The following is an 18,676-nucleotide window of genomic DNA, read 5'->3' as shown; positions in this document are numbered from 1 at the left end:
GCTCAGCGCGCCCCGAGCAGGTGCTCGAGCGCAAGCTGGGTCAGCCGGACGAAGCCGTAGCCCTGCGCACCGGCGGCGTCGGCGTCGAAGTCCTCGAACGCGCTGGTGTCGGCGACCAGCTCGGCGTAGGTCTCCCCCACGGCCAGGGTGGGCTGGGACAGCTCGGCCACGCGGGAGGTCGCCAGGGCCTCCTGCACCTCCGGGTCGGCCCGGAACGCCTGCGCACGCTCCTTGAGCAGCAGGTACGTCCGCATGTTGGCCGCCGCGGAGTCCCACACACCGCCGATGTCCTCGGTGCGCAGGGGCTTGTAGTCGAAGTGCCGCGGCCCGTCGTAGCCGGGACCACCGCCAGGAGCACCGTTCTCGATGAGGTCGACGGTGGAGAAGGCGTTGATGAGGTCGCCGTGGCCGAAGACGAGGTCCTGGTCGAACTTGATGCCGCGCTGGCCGTTGAGGTCCAGGTGGAACAGCTTCCCGGCCCACAGCGCCTGCGCGATGCCCGCGGAGTAGTTGAGCCCGGCCATCTGCTCGTGACCGACCTCGGGGTTCACGCCGACGATGTCGCCGTGCTCCAGCTCGTTGATGAAGGCCAGGGCGTGCCCCAGGGTGGGCAGCAGGATGTCCCCGCGCGGCTCGTTCGGCTTGGGCTCGATGGCGAAGCGGATGCCGTAACCCTTGTCCTTGACGTAGCCCGCGAGCATGTCGATGCCCTCGCGGTAGCGGTCCAGGGCGGCCTGCACGTCCTTGCCGGAGTCGGTCTCGCTGCCCTCGCGCCCGCCCCAGAAGACGTAGGTCTCGGCGCCGAGCTCGGCGGCCAGGTCGAGGTTGCGCAGCACCTTGCGCAGGGCGAAGCGGCGCACCGACCGGTCGTTGCTGGTGAACCCGCCGTCCTTGAACACCGGGTGGGTGAACAGGTTGGTCGTCATCATCGGCACGACCAGCCCGGTCTCGGACAGCGCGTCCGTGAAGCGGGCGACCAGCCTGTCCCGCTCCCCCGAGGCCGTGCCGAAGGGGATGAGGTCGTCGTCGTGGAACGTCACGCCGTAGGCGCCGAGCTCGGCGAGGCGGTGCACCGACTCCACCGGGTCGAGCTCGGGGCGGGTCGCGTCGCCGAACGGGTCACGGGCCTGCCAGCCCACCGTCCACAGGCCGAAGCTGAACTTGTCCTCGCGGGTGGGCTGCGTTGCCACGGTGTCTCCTGGGTTCGGGTCCAACTAGTTAGTTCGATGACTGTACGAAACTCCGCGGCTCTGCGCCAGCGGTGTCTCAGATCCCGTCGAGGATCCCGGCGAAGGCCACCTCCGCCGCCCCGAGCAGCGGACCCGACGCGCCGAGCGCCGACGGCACGAGGGCCACCAGCGCGGTGGGCCGGGCCAGCAGGCAGGCTGCGGCGACGTGCTCGGTGAGGGTGTCGACCACCAGGGGCAGCGCATCGGCGAGCAAGCCACCGAACACGACCACCTCGGGGTCGAGCAGGTTCACCAGGTTGCCGACCCCCATCGCGAGCCACCGGCCGTACTCGACCAGCTCGTCGGGAGGGGGCGCACCCTCGTTCCGCAGCCGGACGAGCTCACGCCGCAGGTGCGAGCGCGGGCCCTCGGACGGGAGCCCCACCGCACGACGCAGCGCGCCCTCACCCACCTCGGTCTCCCAGCACCCGTGCGACCCGCAGCGGCACGCCCGACCGTCGCGCCGGACGGCCATGTGTCCCACCTCGCCGGCGTAGCCACCCGCACCGTCGATGCTCACCCCGCCGGAGATGACCCCCCCACCGACGCCGACGTCGACCACCAGGAAGACCAGGTCGTCGACGTCGCGCGCACACCCGCGGACGTGCTCGGCGAGAGCACCCAGATCGGACTCGTTGCGCACGAGCACCCCCAACCCCGTGGCGGCGGCCAGCAGCTCGCCCAGCGGGACGTCGGACCACCCGAGGTTGGGGGCGCGGCGGATGAGGCCGTCGCTGGCGCGCACGAGCCCCGGCACGGCCACGCCCATCGCCGACGGGCGGCTGCCCAGCTCAGCCGACAGCGCCGACACCGCGTCGGCGACCCGACCGACCAGCTCCGACGGGTCGACCTCCCGGCGGACCGGTCCGGCTCCACGCTGGCCGAGCACACCGCCACCGAGCCCGACGGCAGCCACCGTCAGCCACCCGACCGCGATCTCCACCGCGACCACCCAGGCCGCTCGCGGGCAGGGCGTGACCACCATCGAGGGGCGCCCCGCACCCTGGCGGCCGACGGGAAGCGACTCCACCACCACGCCGTCGGCGGCCAGGGCGTCGACCACCGACTTGATCGTGCTGCGGTTGAGCTCCAGCCCGGCCGCGAGGGCGGCCCGGCTGGTGGCCCCACGAAGGTGCACGGTGCGCACCACCGCCGCCCGGTTCGCGCGGCGCATGTCGTCGGGCCGCGACCCGGTGCCCGCGTGGGCAGCCGGGCGCGGCCAGGCCGACGTCACCGGCCTGCGGGGGCCCGGCGCCGCGAGATGGCGTCGACGCTCGCCGCGAGCAGGAGCACCAGGCCGGTCACGATCGACACGATGGCAGCACCCTGGTTCAGCAGACCGAGACCGTTCTCGATGATCGCGATGACCGCCGCACCGATGACGGCGTCCCGGACGCGGCCACGGCCACCGAACAGCGAGGTGCCGCCGATGACCGCCGCACCCACCGCGAACAGCAGCGTGTTGCCGCCCCCGGCCTGGGGGTCCACCGAGCCGACCTTGGAGGAGTACACGACCGCGCCGAGGGCGGCGATGGACGAGGACACGACGAACACGCTCATCCGGATCTTGCGCACGTCGATGCCGGCCCGGCGGGCGGCCTCGGCGTTGCCACCCACGGCGTAGACGTGCCGGCCGTAGGTGGTGCGGTCGAGCACGAAGGTGCCGATGACCAGGACCGCGATGACGATCGGGACGACCCAGGGAACACCGGTGACGGTCAGCAGCCGCGGGTTCGGGCTGCGGTTGACGGTCATGGCGTAGGTGGCCAGGGCCGTGACGACGGTGAGGGCGACGATCTTCAGGACGACGAGACCGGTGGGCGAGGCGACCAGACCCTTGCGGACCCGGCTGCGCTGGCGCTCCAGCGACAGCACGGCGAACCCGCCCGCCACGATCGCGAAGAGCAGCCAGCTGGCCCACACGGGCAGGTTGCGGTTGGCCACGGCGAACAGCACCGGGCTGTCGGACAGGCCGAGGGTGCCGCCGACCCCGACCAGCTGCAGGACCACGCCGCCCCAGGCCAGGAACAGCGCGAGGGTCACGACGAAGGACGGGATGCCGACGCGGGAGACGAGGAAGCCGGTGATGCAGCCGATGGCGGTACCGACGCAGACCGCCAGCAGGATCTCGAGGTAGGCGTTGGCCGGCACACCGATGACGGCGATGAGCAGGCCGAGCAGCGAGACGGCGGCGCCCGCCCAGAGCCGGGTGACCGCGGCGAGCACCGCCGCGACCAGGAGCAGCAGGCAGAAGATGACGAAGACCTTGATCCCCATGGCGCCCAGCAGGTTCCCACCCTGCGTGTAGTGCAGCGCGAGCACCGCGGCACACACGCCCGACCCGGTACCGGCGGCCAGGTCGATCTCGCCCAGCAGCAGGACGAACACCAGACCCATCGCGATGAGCGCCGTGCCCGCCCCCTGGCTCAGCAGGTTGGCCACGTTGTTCAGGGTCAGGAAGGACTCCGAGAGCAGGCTGAAGACCACCAGCAGGAAGACGAGACCGGCCAGGGCGGGCAGCGCGCCGAGCTCGCCGCCCCGCAGGCGGGCGACGTAGTCGGCTCCCGCGCCGGAGAACGAGCGCTGCGTGCTGTCGCGGGAGAAGTCGGAGCCGGCCGTGGTCGAGGCGCCCGTCACGGCGGGGCCGTCCTGCACGGTGCTGACCTTGTCGTTGTCGCTCATGCGCGCGGTCCTCGCGTGGTGGTGGTCGGGGAGGGGGGCGTGGCCGCGGGGCTCACATCGCCGCCGCTTCGGAGCGGGAGATGCCGAGGTCGCCCGAGCTGCCGGAGGTGATGAGCTCGACGATCTGGCCGACGCTGGTGTCCTTGGCGGCCACCTGGGCGGCCATCCGGCCCAGGTAGAGAGCGGCGACGGAGTCGCTGACCTCGATCACGTCGTTCATGTTGTGGGAGATCAGCAGCACGCCGAGACCCTTGTCGGCCAGCCGGCGCACCAGGTCGAGCACCTGCCGGGTCTGGGCCACGCCGAGCGCGGCCGTCGGCTCGTCGAGCAGGACCACCTTGCTGTTCCACAGCACCGATTTCGCGATGGCCACCGTCTGGCGCTGACCGCCGGAGAGCGAGGCGACGGAGGTGCGCACGGACTTCACGGTGCGGACCGACAGCGACGCGAGGGTGTCGCGCGCGGCCTCCTCCATGGCGCCCTCGTCGAGCAGACCCCCCGCCGTGCGCTCCCGGCCGAGGAACATGTTCTGGACGATGTCGAGGTTGTCGCACAGCGCGAGGTCCTGGTACACGACCTCGATGCCCAGGGCCGCAGCGTCTCTCGGGCTGGTGACGGTGACGGGCTCACCGTTGAACAGCACCTCGCCGGAGTCGGTGCCGTGGATGCCGGCGATGCACTTGACGAGGGTGGACTTGCCGGCGCCGTTGTCGCCGACGAGCGCGGTGACCTCGCCGGGGCGGACCACGAGGTCCACGTCGTGCAGCACGTGCACCGGGCCGAAGCTCTTGTTGATGCCGCGCAGCTCGAGGATCGGCTGGGTCACGGGGGCCTCCTGGGCGGGGGTCAGGGGTGTCGGTCGGCGCGGGTCGCGCACCGGTGGAGACACGGGTGGGGGCCCGGCGACGCACGCCGGGCCCCCACCCGTGGGATCAGGAGATGCCGGCCGCGGTGCAGAGCGCCGCGACGTCACCGGTGCAGATGTCGGCCTTGGTGACCGAACCACCGGCGATGACGTCCTTGACGTTGGCCTTCGTGATCGACTGCGGGTCGAGCAGGACGGACTTCACGGTGCGGTTGCCCGTCTTGTCGTCGGTGGAGCCGGTCGCCTTGGCGTCGGCCTTGGCGGTGTCACCGTTGGCCAGGGCGATGGCCAGGTCGGCGGCCGCGGCGGCCTCCTTCTGCACGTCCTTGTAGACGGTCATGCACTGGTCGCCCCGCAGGATCGCCTGCAGGCCGGCCGGGGTGGCGTCCTGGCCGGTGACCGGGACGGTGCCGTTGAGGCCGTTCTTCTGCAGCACCGTGATGATGGCACCGGCCAGGCCGTCGTTGGCCGCGAGCACGCCGTCGACCTTGCCGCCGTTGGCGGTGAGCAGCTGCTCGAAGGTCTTGCCGCCCAGCTGGTTGTCCCAGTCCTGGATCGCCTGGTCACCGACGAGGGTGTACGCCTTGGAGTCGTACTTCGGCTGCAGGACCTTCAGCGCGCCGTTCTTGAACAGCGTGGCGTTGTTGTCCGTCGGGGACCCGTCGATCTGGATGATCGCCGCCGGGCTCTTGGAGCCGAGGCAGTCCACGAGGCCCTGGCCCTGCAGCTCGCCGACCTTCGTGTTGTCGAAGGAGACGTAGTAGCCGGCGGACCCGCCGAGGGTGAGGCGGTCGTAGTCGATGGTGACGACGCCGGCCTCGGCCGCCTTCTTCTGCACGGCAGCACCGCTCTCCGAGGAGAGGTTGGCCATCAGGATGACCTTCGCACCCTGCGTGATCATCTGGTCGGCGATCGAGGAGAACTTGGTGGTGTCGCCCTCGGCGTTCTGGATCAGCGGCTTGAGACCGGCGGCGGTGAGCGCCTTCTCGAGCAGCGGGCGGTCCTGGGACTCCCAGCGGGCGGAGGACTTGGTGTCCGGGAGGATCACCCCGACGGTGGCCCCGGACGAGGCACCGGCGGCGGCGGAGGAGGAGCCCGAGCCGCCGGAGCTGGAGCCCGAGCTCGTGCTGTTGCCACCGCACGCCGTGAGCACGAGCGTGAGGCCGGCGCCGGCGGCGACGATCGCCAGGGACTTGCTGCGCATCTGCATGACCTTCCGTGGAGGGACCGCGCGGAGCGGGTGCTCCGGCACGGCTGCAGCGACGGCCCCCACCGGCGCTGGTGAATGTTGTGAGCCACAACGTATTCCACGTCACACTCCAGAACTAGCGAACTTGATCGATACAGACGCGGGATAAGGTCACGGTGTCATCACGACCATCCGTCAGTTGTCACCCATCGTGACTGTTCGGTGCCGCACAGTGGCCGGGTCTGAGCGAAGTGGACGACGCGGATCCGCGGTGCATCGGGGCCGGGGTCCGATCGGCCGCTGGGTGGGTGCCGGGCAGGCCGAGCGAGCCTGCGGTCAGACCCCGTCGAAGGCGTCGAGGATGCGCCGGGCGGCGAGCGCCGCGGTGAGCCGCCCTCCGCGGACCTCCTGCTCGGTGCCGACCCGCAGCGCCGCGACCTGGGGGTGCACGGCGAGCCGGCCGAGCAGCTGCTCGCGGACCATCGCCCAGGTCCAGTCCACCTGCTGCTGGGCGCGGGTGGACTCCAGCACCCCGGCCGCACCGAGCACCTCCTGGTGGCGCAGCACCGTGGCCCAGAACTCGGCGAGCCCGTCGCCGGTCAGGGCGCTGGTGATCATCGACGGCGGGGTCCACAGCGCGTCGGCCGGGCGCACCAGTCGCAGCGCGCCGGCCAGCTCGCGGGCCGCACGCCGGGCGTCGCGCACGTGGTCCCCGTCGGCCTTGTTCACCGCCACCAGGTCCGCGAGCTCGAGCACGCCCTTCTTGATCCCCTGCAGCTGGTCACCGGTCCGGGCCAGGGTGAGGAAGCAGAAGCAGTCCACCATCCCGGCCACCGTGACCTCGGACTGCCCCACGCCGACGGTCTCCACCAGCACCACGTCGAAGCCCGCGGCCTCCACCAGCACCATCGTCTCGCGGGTGGCGGCCGCGACGCCGCCCAGCGTGCCCGCCGTGGGCGAGGGCCGCACGAAGGCGCGCGGGTCGTTCGCCAGCCGCGTCATCCGGGTCTTGTCACCGAGGATGGAGCCACCCGAGCGGGTGGACGAGGGGTCCACGGCGAGCACGGCCACCCGGTGCTGGGTGCCGGTCAGCTCCCCGGAGGTGAGGCCCGTGCCGAGGGCGTCGATGAACGTGGACTTGCCGACCCCGGGCACCCCGGTGATCCCGACGCGGTGCGCCCCGCCGGCCGACGGCAGCAGCCGCAGCAGCAGCTCCTGGGCCTGCTCGCGGTGGTCGGGTCGGCGGCTCTCCACCAGGGTGATGGCCCGGGCCAGCTGGGCACGGGCTCCCGCGAGCACCCCGTCGGCGAGGGCGTCGACGTCGACGGGCGGGCGGGGCGAGGCGGGCACGCTCAGCCGGCCAGCTCGATGCCCGCCGCCTGGGCCAGCTGCTGCACCAGGCCGACCGCGGCGTCGGCGATCACGGTCCCGGGCGGGAAGATCGCGGCGGCCCCGGCGGCGCGCAGCTCGTCGAAGTCACCCGGCGGGATGACCCCACCGACCACGATCATGATGTCCGGGCGCCCGACCTCGGCGAGGGCGTCGCGCAGGGCAGGCACCAGCGTCAGGTGCCCGGCGGCCAGGGACGACACGCCCACCACGTGCACGTCGGCGTCGACCGCCTGGTTGGCGACCTCCTCCGGCGTCTGGAACAGCGGGCCCACGTCCACGTCGAAACCGAGGTCCGCGAACGCCGTGGCGATCACCTTCTGGCCGCGGTCGTGCCCGTCCTGGCCCATCTTGGCCACGAGGATGCGGGGACGGCGTCCCTCGGCCTGGGCGAACTGCTCCACGAGCTCGGTGGCGTGCGTCATGTTGCCGGCCGACCCTGCCTCGTCCCGGTACACCCCGCTGATCGTCCGGATCTCCGCCTGGTGCCGGCCGTAGGCGGCCTCGAGCGCGTCGGAGATCTCCCCGACGGTGGCCTTGGCCCGCGCCGCGGAGATGGCCAGGGCGAGCAGGTTGTTCTCCATCCCGCCCGCGTCGCTGCGCGCGGCCCGGGTGAGCTCGGCCAGGGCACCGGACACGGCGTCGTCGTCCCGCTCGGCGCGCAGCCGGTCGAGCTTCGCCAGCTGCTCGGTGCGCACGGTGGCGTTGGAGACCTTGCGGACCTCGACCACCTCCTCGGTGTCCACCCGGTACTTGTTGACCCCGATCACCGGCTGGCGGCCCGAGTCGATGCGGGCCTGCGTGCGGGCGGCGGCCTCCTCGATCCGCAGCTTGGGGATGCCCTCGTTGATCGCCTTGGCCATGCCGCCGGCCTCCTCGACCTCGCGGATGTGGGCGCGGGCCCGCTCCACCAGGTCGTGGGTGAGCTTCTCCACGTGGTGCGAGCCGCCCCAGGGGTCGATGGGCCGGGTGGTGCCGGACTCCTGCTGCAGCAGCAGCTGGGTGTTGCGCGCGATGCGGGCGGAGAAGTCGGTGGGCAGGGCGAGCGCCTCGTCCAGGGCGTTGGTGTGCAGGCTCTGGGTGTGGCCCTGGGTGGCGGCCATCGCCTCGACGCAGGTGCGGACCACGTTGTTGTAGACGTCCTGCGCGGTCAGCGACCAGCCCGAGGTCTGGCTGTGCGTGCGCAGGCTCAGCGACTTGGGGTTCTTCGGCTCGAACTGGGCGACGAGCTCGGCCCACAGCAGCCGCCCCGCGCGGAGCTTGGCCACCTCCATGAAGAAGTTCATCCCGATGCCCCAGAAGAAGCTCAGCCGGGGGGCGAACGCGTCGACGTCCATGCCCGCCGCGAGCCCCGCGCGCAGGTACTCCACCCCGTCGGCCAGGGTGTACGCGAGCTCCAGGTCGGCCGTGGCCCCGGCCTCCTGGATGTGGTAGCCGGAGATGGAGATGGAGTTGTAGCGAGGCATCTCCTGCGCGGTGTACGCGAAGATGTCGGAGATGATCCGCATGCTCGGCTGCGGCGGGTAGATGTAGGTGTTGCGGACCATGAACTCCTTGAGGATGTCGTTCTGGATGGTGCCCGCGAGCCGCACCGGATCCACCCCCTGCTCCTGCGCGGCGGCGACGTAGAGCGCCAGCACGGGCAGCACCGCGCCGTTCATGGTCATGCTCACGCTGATCTCGTCCAGCGGGATGCCGTCGAAGAGCTCGCGCATGTCGTAGATGGAGTCGATGGCCACCCCGGCCATGCCGACGTCACCGGCCACCCGCGGGTGGTCGGAGTCGTAGCCGCGGTGGGTCGCCAGGTCGAAGGCGACCGACAGCCCCTTCTGGCCCGCGGCCAGGTTGCGCCGGTAGAAGGCGTTGGACTCCGCAGCGGTGGAGAACCCGGCGTACTGCCGGATGGTCCACGGCTGGGTCACGTACATCGCCGGGTAGGGCCCGCGCAGGAAGGGGGCCGCCCCCGGGAAGCTGTCCAGCGGGTACGGGTGCTCGCCGGTGGCCAGCGCCTCGAGCTCGGCCCGGACCTGAACGGGGGCCACGTCGATGCCCTCGGGCGTGGACCAGACGAGGTCGCTGCGGTCGTGGCCGGTCTCCGCGGCGAGGGCATCGGTGAAGGCGGCCGCGTCGGCGGTGGTGGGTGGTCGCACCGGCTCGGCGTCCGGAGCCCGCAGCGGGACGTCCGCGAAGCTGGCGATGCTGCCGGAACCGGGAGTGCTCACGACGGGACCTCGCTCGTGTCGGCGGTCAGGGTGTCGAGCAGCCGGGCCAGGGCCGCGACGGCGTCGGCTCCGGCAGCCAGGTTCCCGTCCGGCTGGTCCGGTGCGTCCGGGGGCCAGGCCTTAGGCGGACCGGCCAGCAGCACGGTGGTCGCACCGGCCGCCCTGGCCGCGGCCAGGGCGTCGGGCCCGTCGGAGCGGTACCGGGCGTCGGTGCCCACGAGCACGGCCACCGGACCGGCTCCCGGACCGGCCTCGATGCCCCCGGCGGCCAGCAGGTTCGTGGTCCACCCCAGCCGCAGGGTGTGCTCGGCGAGCGGACCCAGGGCGACGAGGCGGACCTGCGGACGGGCACCGGTGGTCTCGAGGTGGGCGTCGGAGCGGTTCCGCAGGGCCTCGAACGGCTGGGCCCGGCGGGTGACGGGCAGCGCTCCCGGGGCAGCGGGCTCCGTGGTGGAGGTCGGCGGAGCCTCCGCCAGGTCGGGGAACTCGCTCACACCGGTCAGCGGAGCCCTGCGCCGGGCGACGTCGGAGGCGCGGGCCCGCGCGGTCGCCTCGATCCGCTCCGCGAGCAGTCCCGAGGCGAGCGCGGCGCGGAAGCCGCCGGCCGCCTCGAGCTCGGTGAAGAACGCCCACGCCGCCTCGCTGAGGGCGGCGGTGAGCTGCTCCACGTAGTAGGAGCCGCCGGCCGGGTCGAGGACGCGCCCGAGGTGGCTCTCCTCGAGCAGCAACAGCTGGGTGTTGCGGGCCATCCGGGCGGCGAAGGAGTCCGAGACCCCAGGCACGCCGTCCGGCAGCGCGGAGTCGAAGGGCAGCACGGTCACCGCATCGGCCCCGCCCACGCCCGCGGCGAACGCGGCAACCGTGGTGCGCAGCATGTTCACCCAGGGGTCGCGCTGGCTCATCATCGCGGCCGAGGTCACGGCGTGCTGGGGCGCCGCACCGGACGCCGGTGCACCCCCCACCACCTCCGCGACACGGGCCCACAGGGTGCGCCCGGCACGGAGCTTGGCGGTGGTGGCGAACTGCTCGTCGGTCGCGGCCACGCGGAACTCGAGCTGGCCGAGCGCGGCGTCCACGTCGAGCCCGCCGGCGGTGAGCGCACGGAGGTACTCGACCCCGGCGGCCAGCGCAGCCCCGAGCTCCTGGGCGTCCCCCGCCCCGGCGTCGTGGAACACGGTGCCGTCCACCGTGATCGAGGTCAGCGCAGCGGTGTGCTCGTGCGCCCGGACCGCCAGCGACACGGCCTCGTCGAGCAGGTCGGGGCCCCCGCGCACCAGGACCGTCAACGGATCCGCCCCCAGGTGGGCGTGCACCTCGGTGAGGTCGGCGTCGGTGTGCTCGAGGACCGCCAGGAACGCCTCGGCGGCCGCCACCAGCTCCGCCCCGGCGTCCAGCACCACGGGCGCGAGGTCCAGGAACACCCCGTCCAGGGCACGCTCCAGGGCGGCGTGCGGCAGGTCCTCCCCGCCCAGGGTGAACCACAGGGAGGTCGACCCGTTCTCCAGGTCGTGCAGGACGGCGGTGTTCACGGCCCCCGCGTCGGCCCCGGGCCCCAGGCCCTGCCCGTGCCGGGTGCGCACGCCCCAGCCCACGGTCGTGTCACGGAGAGCGGTGCGGCCACGGGTGAACGGGTGCACGCCGGGCAGCGGGGGCTCGGGCAGCTGGTCGGCCGGGGTGTAGAGCGCCGCCAGGGTCACCCCGTCGTAGGTGGTGGTGTCCAGCAGCCGCTCCGGGGTCTCCCCGAGATCGGCGGGGTCGACCCTGCGGGCCTTGGCCAGCACCCCGGCCACCGCGCGCCGCCAGGCCTGCAGCCCGGCGCCGGCGTCCGGGGGTCGCGCTCACTGACTCCGTCGTCATGGGCGCGATGCTAGGGGCTGGCGCCGGAAGTCCTGGTGTGAGGTGCACCGCCGCTAGGGTCGCGGGGTGAGCACCGACCCTCTCGTGGACCCTGCCGCCGACCCCTCTGCGGCCGCCCGGGCCGCCGCGGACGCGATCGCCGAGCGCACCGGGGTGCCCCGGCACGACGCCGCCGTGGTCCTCGGCTCGGGGTGGCGCCCGGCGGCCGACCTGCTCGGCGCGGCCGAGGCGGAGATCCCCATGGCCGAGCTGCCCGGGTTCACCGCCCCCAGCGCGCAGGGCCACGGCGGCACCGTCCGCTCGCTGCGGATCGGCGGCACGCGGGTGCTGGTGCTGCTGGGACGCACCCACGCCTACGAGGGCGGCGACCTGGCGCACGTGGTGCACCCGGTGCGCACCGCGGCCGCGGCGGGCGCCCGCACCGTCGTGCTGACCAACGCCGCCGGCGGGCTGCGGGAGGGCATGGGCGTGGGCCAGCCCGTGCTGCTCAGCGACCACCTCAACCTGACCGCCCGCTCGCCGCTGGTCGGGGCGCGCTTCGTCGACCTCACCGATGCCTACTCCCCCGGCCTCCGCGCGGCGGCCCGGGCGCTGGACCCGTCCCTGGAGGAGGGCGTCTACGCCGGGCTGCCCGGCCCGCACTACGAGACGCCGGCCGAGATCCGCATGCTGCGCACCCTGGGTGCGGACCTCGTGGGCATGTCGACCGTGCACGAGACGATCGCGGCCCGGGAGGCCGGGATGGCCGTGCTGGGGCTGTCGCTGGTGACCAACCTGGCCGCCGGGATGAGCGGTCAGCCGCTGGACCACGCCGAGGTGCTGGCCGCCGGGCAGGCCGCGGCGCAGCGGATGGGAACCCTGCTGCACGGGCTGCTGGCCGGGCTGTGAGCCTCGCGGGGGACGCCGCCGCCTGGATCGACGCCGATCCCGACCCGGCCACCCGCGCCGAGCTGCAGGCCCTGCTCGACTCCGACGAGAGCGCCGAGCTCGCCGACCGCTTGTCCGGTCCCCTCGTCTTCGGCACCGCCGGGCTGCGCGGGCCGGTGCGCGCGGGTCCGAACGGGATGAACGTCGCCGTGGTGGTGCGGACGACCGCCGGCCTGGCGAGCTGGTTGCGGGACAACGGTTCCGATGGCGGCGTGGTCGTCGTCGGACGGGACGCCCGGTTCGGCTCCGAGGACTTCTGCGACGCCGCCGCCCAGGTGCTGCTGGCCGCCGGGTTCGACGTGCGGGTGCTGCCGCGCCCGCTGCCCACCCCGCTGGTGGCGCACGCCGTCCGCGCGCTGGGTGCGGTGGCGGGGGTCCAGGTCACGGCCTCGCACAACCCCCCTGCGGACAACGGCTACAAGCTCTACCTGGCCGGCGGGGCGCAGATCGTGCCGCCCGAGGACCGTGCCATCGAGGCCGCGATCGCCGCCGTCGGCCCGGCGGTGGACGTCCCCCGCGACAACGGCTTCCGGGTGCTGGACGACGCCGTGGTCGAGGCCTACCTGGATCGAGTGGCCAGCCTGCCGCGGGGCCACGCCAGGAACCTGCGCATCGCCCTGACCCCCCTGCACGGCGTGGGCCGCGACACGTGCGTGGAAGCGTTGCGGCGGGCCGGGTTCGACGACGTGCACGTGGTAGCCAGCCAGGCCGAGCCCGACCCCAAGTTCCCCACCGTGGCCTTCCCCAACCCGGAGGAGCCGGGTGCGGCCGACGCGCTGCTGGCCCTGGCCGCCGAGGTCGGTGCCGACCTGGCCGTCGCCCTCGACCCGGACGCCGACCGGTGCGCGCTGGGCGTGCTCGGCCCGGACGGGTGGCGGATGCTGCGCGGTGACGAGACCGGGGTCCTGCTCGGGGCGCACGTGCTCGACCACACCGAGGTCGTGGACCCCTTGGTGGCCACCACGATCGTCAGCTCGCAGCTGCTCGGGGCGGTGGCTGCGGCCCGCGGGGTGCGCCACGCCGAGACCCTCACCGGGTTCAAGTGGCTCGTGCGCGCCGGGGAGGGCCTGGTCTACGCCTACGAGGAAGCCATCGGGCACTGCGTGGACCCGGACGTGGTGCGGGACAAGGACGGCATCTCCGCCGCGGTGACGGCCGCCGACCTCGCCGCGACGCTGAAGGCCGACGGTCGCACGCTGCTCGACGTGCTGGACGACCTGGCGCTGGCCCACGGGCTGCACGCCGGGGACCAGCTCTCGGTGCGGGTCGACGACGTGGCCGAGATCGGCGCGATGATGGCGCGGCTGCGGGCGGCCCTGCCCGCCGAGCTGGACGGCGTTCCGGTGGCGGCCGAGGAGCTGCTCCCCCGGACGGACGGGGTGACCCTGCGTGGTGGTGGGATCCGGGTGGTGGTGCGGCCCTCGGGGACGGAGCCGAAGCTGAAGTGCTACCTGGAGGTGGTGGTCCCGGTCGGCTCGCGCTCGGACCTGGCCGCCGCCCGCACCCAGGCCGCGGGACGGCTGGGCCGGGTCCGCGACCAGCTGCGGACGGTGCTCGGGGCCTGAGCGACCCGAGTCCGCCCGTCCGGGACGGTCCGCGGCACCAGGACCGCCGGGCGTCGGGTATCCCGGCCTGGCCCAGCAGGTCCGCGAGCCCACCGAGCGCCTCCGCCGTGTCCCGGCGTGGAGACGACTTCCCACGTCCACCGCCTTCCGCTACGACACGGCTTCGTCGCACACGAGGAGGGCCTGTGATCGAGCAGGACAGGGACGTGGCGATGGACCGGCTCCGTGACGTCGTGAGCCGTGGTCGGGTGACCCTGTCGACCTCGAGCGGCAGTCCGAGGAGGTGGGGGCGACGACGAGCACCGAGCTGTCGGACGCGGTCGCCGACCTGCCGGTCGACAGCACCGCCCGCGACGCGGCCGAGAGGCGCGAGCACTCGGGGGAAGTGGCAGTGGTCGCTGGCCGGAGTCGTGACGCTCACAGCGGTGTGGGGGTTCCGGGGACTGGGAGACGGCGACCTCGGTCGCTGCTGGCCCACGTCCAGCTCGGCATCTGGGCCGCGGTGCTGCTCGCACTCCCGCTGCTGCCGCGCGACGACCGGTCGGACGGTCGCGGGCTGACCACCGGCCCACGACGCCGTCGCGCCGGGGCCGGCAGAGATAGGTTCGGTCGGTGGAACCGCCAGGACCGTCCGGACGCCGCCGCCCCGACGTGGTCGGTGTCGAGCTCGTCGGCGGCGTCGAGAAGAGGGCGCTGGTCATCGTGGACGCCGACCCTTCGTGGCCCGGGATCTTCGCCGACCACGAGAACCGGGTCCGCATCGCTCTCGGCGCCACGGCGCGGACGGTCGAGCACATCGGGTCGACGTCCGTGCCGGGTCTGGCCGCCAAGCCGATCATTGACATCCTCGTGACCGTGGACGACATCACCGCGGAGGAGGTCCACCTCGATCCTCTCCTGAGGGCGGGCTACCAGCTCCGGGTGCGCGAGCCCGGGCACCGGCTGGTTCGGACACCTGCGCTGGACGTCCAGGTCCACGTCCTCGAAGAAGGCGACCCGGCCGGGGCCGACCACCTGCTGTTCCGGGACCGGCTCCGCCGCCACGGCGGCGACCGCGGGCTCTACGAGCGCACCAAGCGGGACCTCGTCCGCTCGGACTGGGTGGACATGAACGCCTACGCGGACGCGAAGACGGCGGTCATCACACAGATCAAGGCCCGGGCCCGGGCCACACCCTGAACGCGACCCGGGCACGGGGCCAGGCCGAGGCGGACGGCGTTCGCGAGGGCAGGTGCACCAGGTGCGGCCGACGCCGCGCTCGGCTGCTTGCTCAGGTCCGAGTCGCTCACCCGCCGCACGAAGGCGAAGGCCACCTTCCCCGCGGGCACCGAGACCGTGAGCACCGAGACCACGGGCACCGAGACCCGCACGCCGTGCAGCAGCAGCGGGTCCAGGTCGTGACGGGGGTGCGGCGTCGCCGGCGCTGACCCCAGGAGGTGCAGCTCAGCCGGCCAGCGGGGCTCACGGCAGCGACCGGCGGACCCGGACCGCGGCGACCACCGGGGGTGGCGGCACCACGAGGGCCGCCAGCCCACGCCCACGCACTGAGGTCGTGCCCCGAGGCTCCCGACCGGCGAGGCCACCCGTGCCCACCCAGCCCGGGGACGTGGGTACGGCCGGACAGGGCACCGTGCTCCGGTCGGCGAGCTTCCCGGACGACCGTGACGACGACCGTCCACACCGCCGTGGGGCCCACGGGTCCAACGGACGCCGGCCGCCGCGTCCGGGCCCCAGCAGCAACGTCATGACGCCGACGCCCCCGCCGAAGACCTCCACGTGGCGCGCGTACCAGCGGCCGGCTCGACGCGTGCGCGAGCCGGGAGAATCGCGGCACCCAGCTTCCCGTTCGGCAACAACGAGCCGTCCCGGCTACACCAGGCCCTGGGCGTTCATCGCGTCGGCAACCCTCAGGAACCCCACGGCGTTGGCGCCGAGCACGAGGTTGCCCGGCTCGCCGTACTCCTGGGCCGCCTCGAAACAGCTGGCGTGGATGTCGCGCATGATCTCGTGCAGGCGCCGCTCGGTGCGGTCGAAGGTCCAGCTGTCCCGGGCGGCGTTCTGCTGCATCTCCAGCGCTGACGTGGCGACCCCGCCCGCGTTGGCGGCCTTGCCGGGACCGAAGGCGGTGCCAGCCTCGGTGAACACCTTCACCGCGTCGCGGGTGCTGGGCATGTTGGCCCCCTCGGCCACCGCGATGCAGCCGTTGCGGACCAGGGTGGTCGCCGCCCGTCCGTCGAGCTCGTTCTCCGTCGCCGAGGGGATCGCCACCGTGCACGCGACGTCCCAGACGGAACCGCCGGAGACGTGGTGGGCGTGCGACACGCGGTCGGCGTACTCGCTGATGCGGCCCCGGCCACTCTCCTTGATCTCGCGCACCAGCTCGAGGTCGATGCCCCGCTCGTCGACGACGTAGCCGTCGGAGTCGGAGCAGGCCACGACGGTGGCCCCCATCTGCGTGAGCTTCTGGATGGCGTAGATGGCGACGTTGCCCGAACCCGAGACCACCGCCGTCTGGCCGCCCATGGACCGGCCCCGAGAGAGGAGCATCTCCTCCGTGAAGTAGGCGGCGCCGTAGCCGGTGGCCTCGGTCCGCACCACGGCCCCGCCCCAGCCCAGGCCCTTGCCGGTGAGCACGCCCGACTCGTGCCGGTTGGTGATGCGCTTGTACTGGCCGAACAGGTAGCCGATCTCGCGCCCGCCCACACCGATGTCACCCGCCGGGACGTCCGTGTACTCCCCGATGTGCCGGTACAGCTCGGTCATGAACGACTGGCAGAACCGCATGACCTCGTCGGGGCTGCGGCCCTTGGGGTCGAAGTCGGAGCCGCCCTTCCCGCCGCCGAGGGGCATCCCGGTGAGCGCGTTCTTGAACACCTGCTCGAAGCCCAGGAACTTGACGATCCCGAGGTAGACCGAGGGGTGGAACCGGAGCCCGCCCTTGAAGGGGCCGAGGGCCGAGTTGAACTCGACCCGGAACCCCCGGTTGAGGCGCCAGCGCCCCTCGTCGTCCTGCCAGGGAACGCGGAAGATGATCTGGCGCTCCGGCTCGCAGATACGTTCGAACGCGTTCGGGTCGAGGTGCTCCGGGTGCCGCTCCAGCACGGGGACGAGGGACTCCACCACCTCGCGGACCGCCTGGTGGAACTCCGTCTCACCGGGGTTGCGGCGCACGACGTCGTCGTACATCCCCCCGATCAGCGCGTGGATGTCCGACATGCGAGCTCCTTCGGGTTCGGCGACCGTGCGAGTGTGCCTGCAGGCCGGTGCCGGGCTCGACCCGACCCTGGCCCGCGAGACCAGGTCGGCCGACCTGCTGCTCGGGTCGTGTCCGGGTGTCGGCAACGACGGATACCGTCGATCCGCTGACGCGCCAGCTCCAGCTCGACCGGACACGTGAGTCCTGCGACGCGGTGGCCGCCTGGTACTCGATCGTCCACACCCCGACCGAGGACCTGGCGGAGCTGTTCGCCGAGGTGCGTCGGATCCTGCGGCCGGACGGCCAGCTGGTCCTGGCGTTCGAGGCCGGAAGCGGGTTCGTCCAGCTGGACCACGCCTACGGCCACCCGGTGTCGCTGGAGGTCCACCGTCACGGCGCTCGTGGCCCTCGACGCGCGGCTGAGCACCCGGGGTCAGCGCAGCAGCTCACCGACCACCCGGGCCACCTCGGCCGGCGTCCACGTGCACGTGGCTCGCCCCACCGAGAGCTCCACCCGCACCACCGCGGGGTCGGCCGTGGCGCGGGCCTGCGGCCACACCCAGGTCAGCTCGTCCTCGGCCATCCTCCGCGCGGCAGCCGCGAACCGCTCGACCGTGGTGCGCAGCAGCAGGTGCGCCATCGGCACCTGCGGCACCTCCGGCACGACCGTCACCCCGTCCACGGCCCCCAGCGCCGCCCCGATCGCCACGGCGTGCTCGTGGCGTGCGGGCATCTCCGCCAGGCGCTCGTCGAGGCGGGCCAGCGCCGAGGCCGCGAGCGGCCACAGCCCGTGCAGGGTCCCGCCGAGCCGACGTCGCCACTCCCGGACCTGGTCGACGTGCACCGCCGACCCCGCGACGCAGCAGCCGGACAGCGCCCCGATGCCCTTGTAGAACGAGACGTAGACGGTGTCGAACAGGCCCGCGATCTGCGCGGGGCTGCGTCCGTAGCCGGCGCTGGCCTCCCACAGCCGCGCCCCGTCCAGGTGCACCGCCGCGCCCACCCCACGGGCCCACGCCACCTGGGCCACCAGCTCGTCCCACTCCGGCAGCTGCCCGCCGATCTCGCGCTGCGGCAGCTCGAGCAGGAGCGCGGCCACCGACTCCGCCACCGAGTGCAGGTCGGCCAGGGTGATGACCCGGTCCGCCTCGCCGACCGGTCGCCCGAGCAGCCCGTGCAGCCGGGCGTGCGCCTGGGCCTCGTGCAGCTCGAGGTGGCTGGTGGGGTGCCACAGCACGGTCCGCGAGCTGCGGGTGTCGGCGTGCACCCGCAGCGTCGCCCCCTGCGCCATGGTCCCGCTGGGCAGGAACACCGCCGCCTCGGTGCCGAGCAGCTGCGCCACGTGCGCCTCCAGCTCCGCGACCACACCTCCGTCGCCGTACACGTCGGGCACCGTGGCCGGACCGATCGCCGCCAGGTGCTCGGCCGGGCTCACGACCCCGTCGCCGGCGAGGAAGCGGGTGCAGCGGTCGCGGCGTGCGCGGGTCTCGTCGTCCACTCCCCCAGCCTGGCACTGGCGGCCCCGCCGCACCCTGGTGAGCGGCGGCTCCGTCAC

The 18,676-nt window shown here is 73.4% G+C and carries 13 protein-coding genes; 3 read left to right on the top strand and 10 right to left on the bottom strand.

Annotated features, from left to right (window positions below; translation table 11 throughout):
* Positions 1-2: 2 nt before the first annotated feature.
* The 8 genes from xylA to RHODO2019_RS02905 all read right to left on the bottom strand — a co-directional run bounded on the left by xylA (position 3) and on the right by RHODO2019_RS02905 (position 11,357).
* On the bottom strand, positions 3-1,190 hold the full coding sequence (gene xylA, locus RHODO2019_RS02940; protein WP_265383552.1) for a xylose isomerase: 1,188 nt from the start codon (positions 1,188-1,190) through the stop codon (positions 3-5).
* Positions 1,191-1,266: 76 nt separating this feature from the next.
* Complete coding sequence (locus RHODO2019_RS02935; RefSeq protein ID WP_265383551.1) at positions 1,267-2,403, bottom strand: ROK family protein; 1,137 nt, start codon at positions 2,401-2,403, stop codon at positions 1,267-1,269.
* A gap of 56 nt (positions 2,404-2,459) precedes the next feature.
* Positions 2,460-3,911 carry a sugar ABC transporter permease gene (locus RHODO2019_RS02930; RefSeq protein WP_265383550.1) on the bottom strand — a complete coding sequence of 484 codons (1,452 nt, stop codon included), beginning with the start codon at positions 3,909-3,911 and terminating at the stop codon, positions 2,460-2,462.
* A 52-nt stretch (positions 3,912-3,963) separates the two neighbouring features.
* Positions 3,964-4,737: an ATP-binding cassette domain-containing protein gene (locus RHODO2019_RS02925; RefSeq protein WP_265383549.1), complete on the bottom strand. Its 774-nt coding sequence runs from the start codon at positions 4,735-4,737 to the stop codon at positions 3,964-3,966.
* Between the two features lie 106 nt (positions 4,738-4,843).
* Positions 4,844-5,980, bottom strand: coding sequence for a sugar ABC transporter substrate-binding protein (locus RHODO2019_RS02920; RefSeq protein WP_265383548.1), 1,137 nt, complete (start codon positions 5,978-5,980; stop codon positions 4,844-4,846).
* Positions 5,981-6,301: 321 nt separating this feature from the next.
* Positions 6,302-7,321, bottom strand: a complete 1,020-nt coding sequence (gene meaB / locus RHODO2019_RS02915; protein WP_265384592.1) for a methylmalonyl Co-A mutase-associated GTPase MeaB — start codon at positions 7,319-7,321, stop codon at positions 6,302-6,304.
* Positions 7,318-9,576: a methylmalonyl-CoA mutase gene (gene scpA, locus RHODO2019_RS02910; RefSeq protein WP_265383547.1), complete on the bottom strand. Its 2,259-nt coding sequence runs from the start codon at positions 9,574-9,576 to the stop codon at positions 7,318-7,320. Before scpA ends, meaB begins: the two co-directional genes overlap by 4 nt.
* Entirely contained in the window at positions 9,573-11,357 is a 1,785-nt protein-coding gene (locus RHODO2019_RS02905) for a methylmalonyl-CoA mutase subunit beta (protein ID WP_265383546.1), read from the bottom strand. Before RHODO2019_RS02905 ends, scpA begins: the two co-directional genes overlap by 4 nt.
* A 160-nt stretch (positions 11,358-11,517) precedes the next feature.
* On the opposite strand from RHODO2019_RS02905, the gene RHODO2019_RS02900 reads away from it, so the two are divergent.
* From RHODO2019_RS02900 to RHODO2019_RS02890, 3 genes are all read left to right on the top strand, one after another.
* Positions 11,518-12,321, top strand: a complete 804-nt coding sequence (locus RHODO2019_RS02900; RefSeq protein ID WP_265384591.1) for a purine-nucleoside phosphorylase — start codon at positions 11,518-11,520, stop codon at positions 12,319-12,321.
* Positions 12,322-12,497: 176 nt separating this feature from the next.
* On the top strand, positions 12,498-13,925 hold the full coding sequence (locus RHODO2019_RS02895; RefSeq protein ID WP_265384590.1) for a phospho-sugar mutase: 1,428 nt from the start codon (positions 12,498-12,500) through the stop codon (positions 13,923-13,925).
* A 612-nt stretch (positions 13,926-14,537) separates the two neighbouring features.
* Positions 14,538-15,104, top strand: coding sequence for a GrpB family protein (locus RHODO2019_RS02890; RefSeq protein WP_265383545.1), 567 nt, complete (start codon positions 14,538-14,540; stop codon positions 15,102-15,104).
* 690 nt (positions 15,105-15,794) lie between these two features.
* On the opposite strand, the gene gdhA is transcribed toward RHODO2019_RS02890, so the two are convergent.
* Positions 15,795-17,141 (bottom strand): NADP-specific glutamate dehydrogenase, encoded by a 1,347-nt coding sequence (gene gdhA, locus RHODO2019_RS02885; protein WP_265383544.1) that lies wholly within the window; start codon positions 17,139-17,141, stop codon positions 15,795-15,797.
* A gap of 413 nt (positions 17,142-17,554) precedes the next feature.
* The gene (locus RHODO2019_RS02880; RefSeq protein ID WP_265383543.1) at positions 17,555-18,619 is read right to left on the bottom strand and encodes a threonine aldolase family protein; all 1,065 of its coding nucleotides are present in this window, start codon (positions 18,617-18,619) and stop codon (positions 17,555-17,557) included.
* Positions 18,620-18,676: the final 57 nt, after the last annotated feature.

Source organism: Rhodococcus antarcticus (genome assembly GCF_026153295.1).
Taxonomy (GTDB): domain Bacteria; phylum Actinomycetota; class Actinomycetes; order Mycobacteriales; family Mycobacteriaceae; genus Rhodococcus_D; species Rhodococcus_D antarcticus.
The sequence above is the reverse complement of the archived record's forward strand: the minus strand, read 5'-3'. Positions and strand labels throughout refer to the sequence as shown.

What these genes read in the sequence shown, in the direction of transcription:
- RHODO2019_RS02935 (WP_265383551.1), bottom strand. Translation starts at nt 2,403, where the DNA reads ATGCGCCGCGCGAACCGGGCGGCGGTGGTGCGCACCGTGCACCTTCGT.
- RHODO2019_RS02930 (WP_265383550.1), bottom strand. Translation starts at nt 3,911, where the DNA reads ATGAGCGACAACGACAAGGTCAGCACCGTGCAGGACGGCCCCGCCGTG.
- RHODO2019_RS02920 (WP_265383548.1), bottom strand. Translation starts at nt 5,980, where the DNA reads ATGCGCAGCAAGTCCCTGGCGATCGTCGCCGCCGGCGCCGGCCTCACG.
- RHODO2019_RS02895 (WP_265384590.1), top strand. Translation starts at nt 12,498, where the DNA reads ATGAACGTCGCCGTGGTGGTGCGGACGACCGCCGGCCTGGCGAGCTGG.
- gdhA (WP_265383544.1), bottom strand. Translation starts at nt 17,141, where the DNA reads ATGTCGGACATCCACGCGCTGATCGGGGGGATGTACGACGACGTCGTG.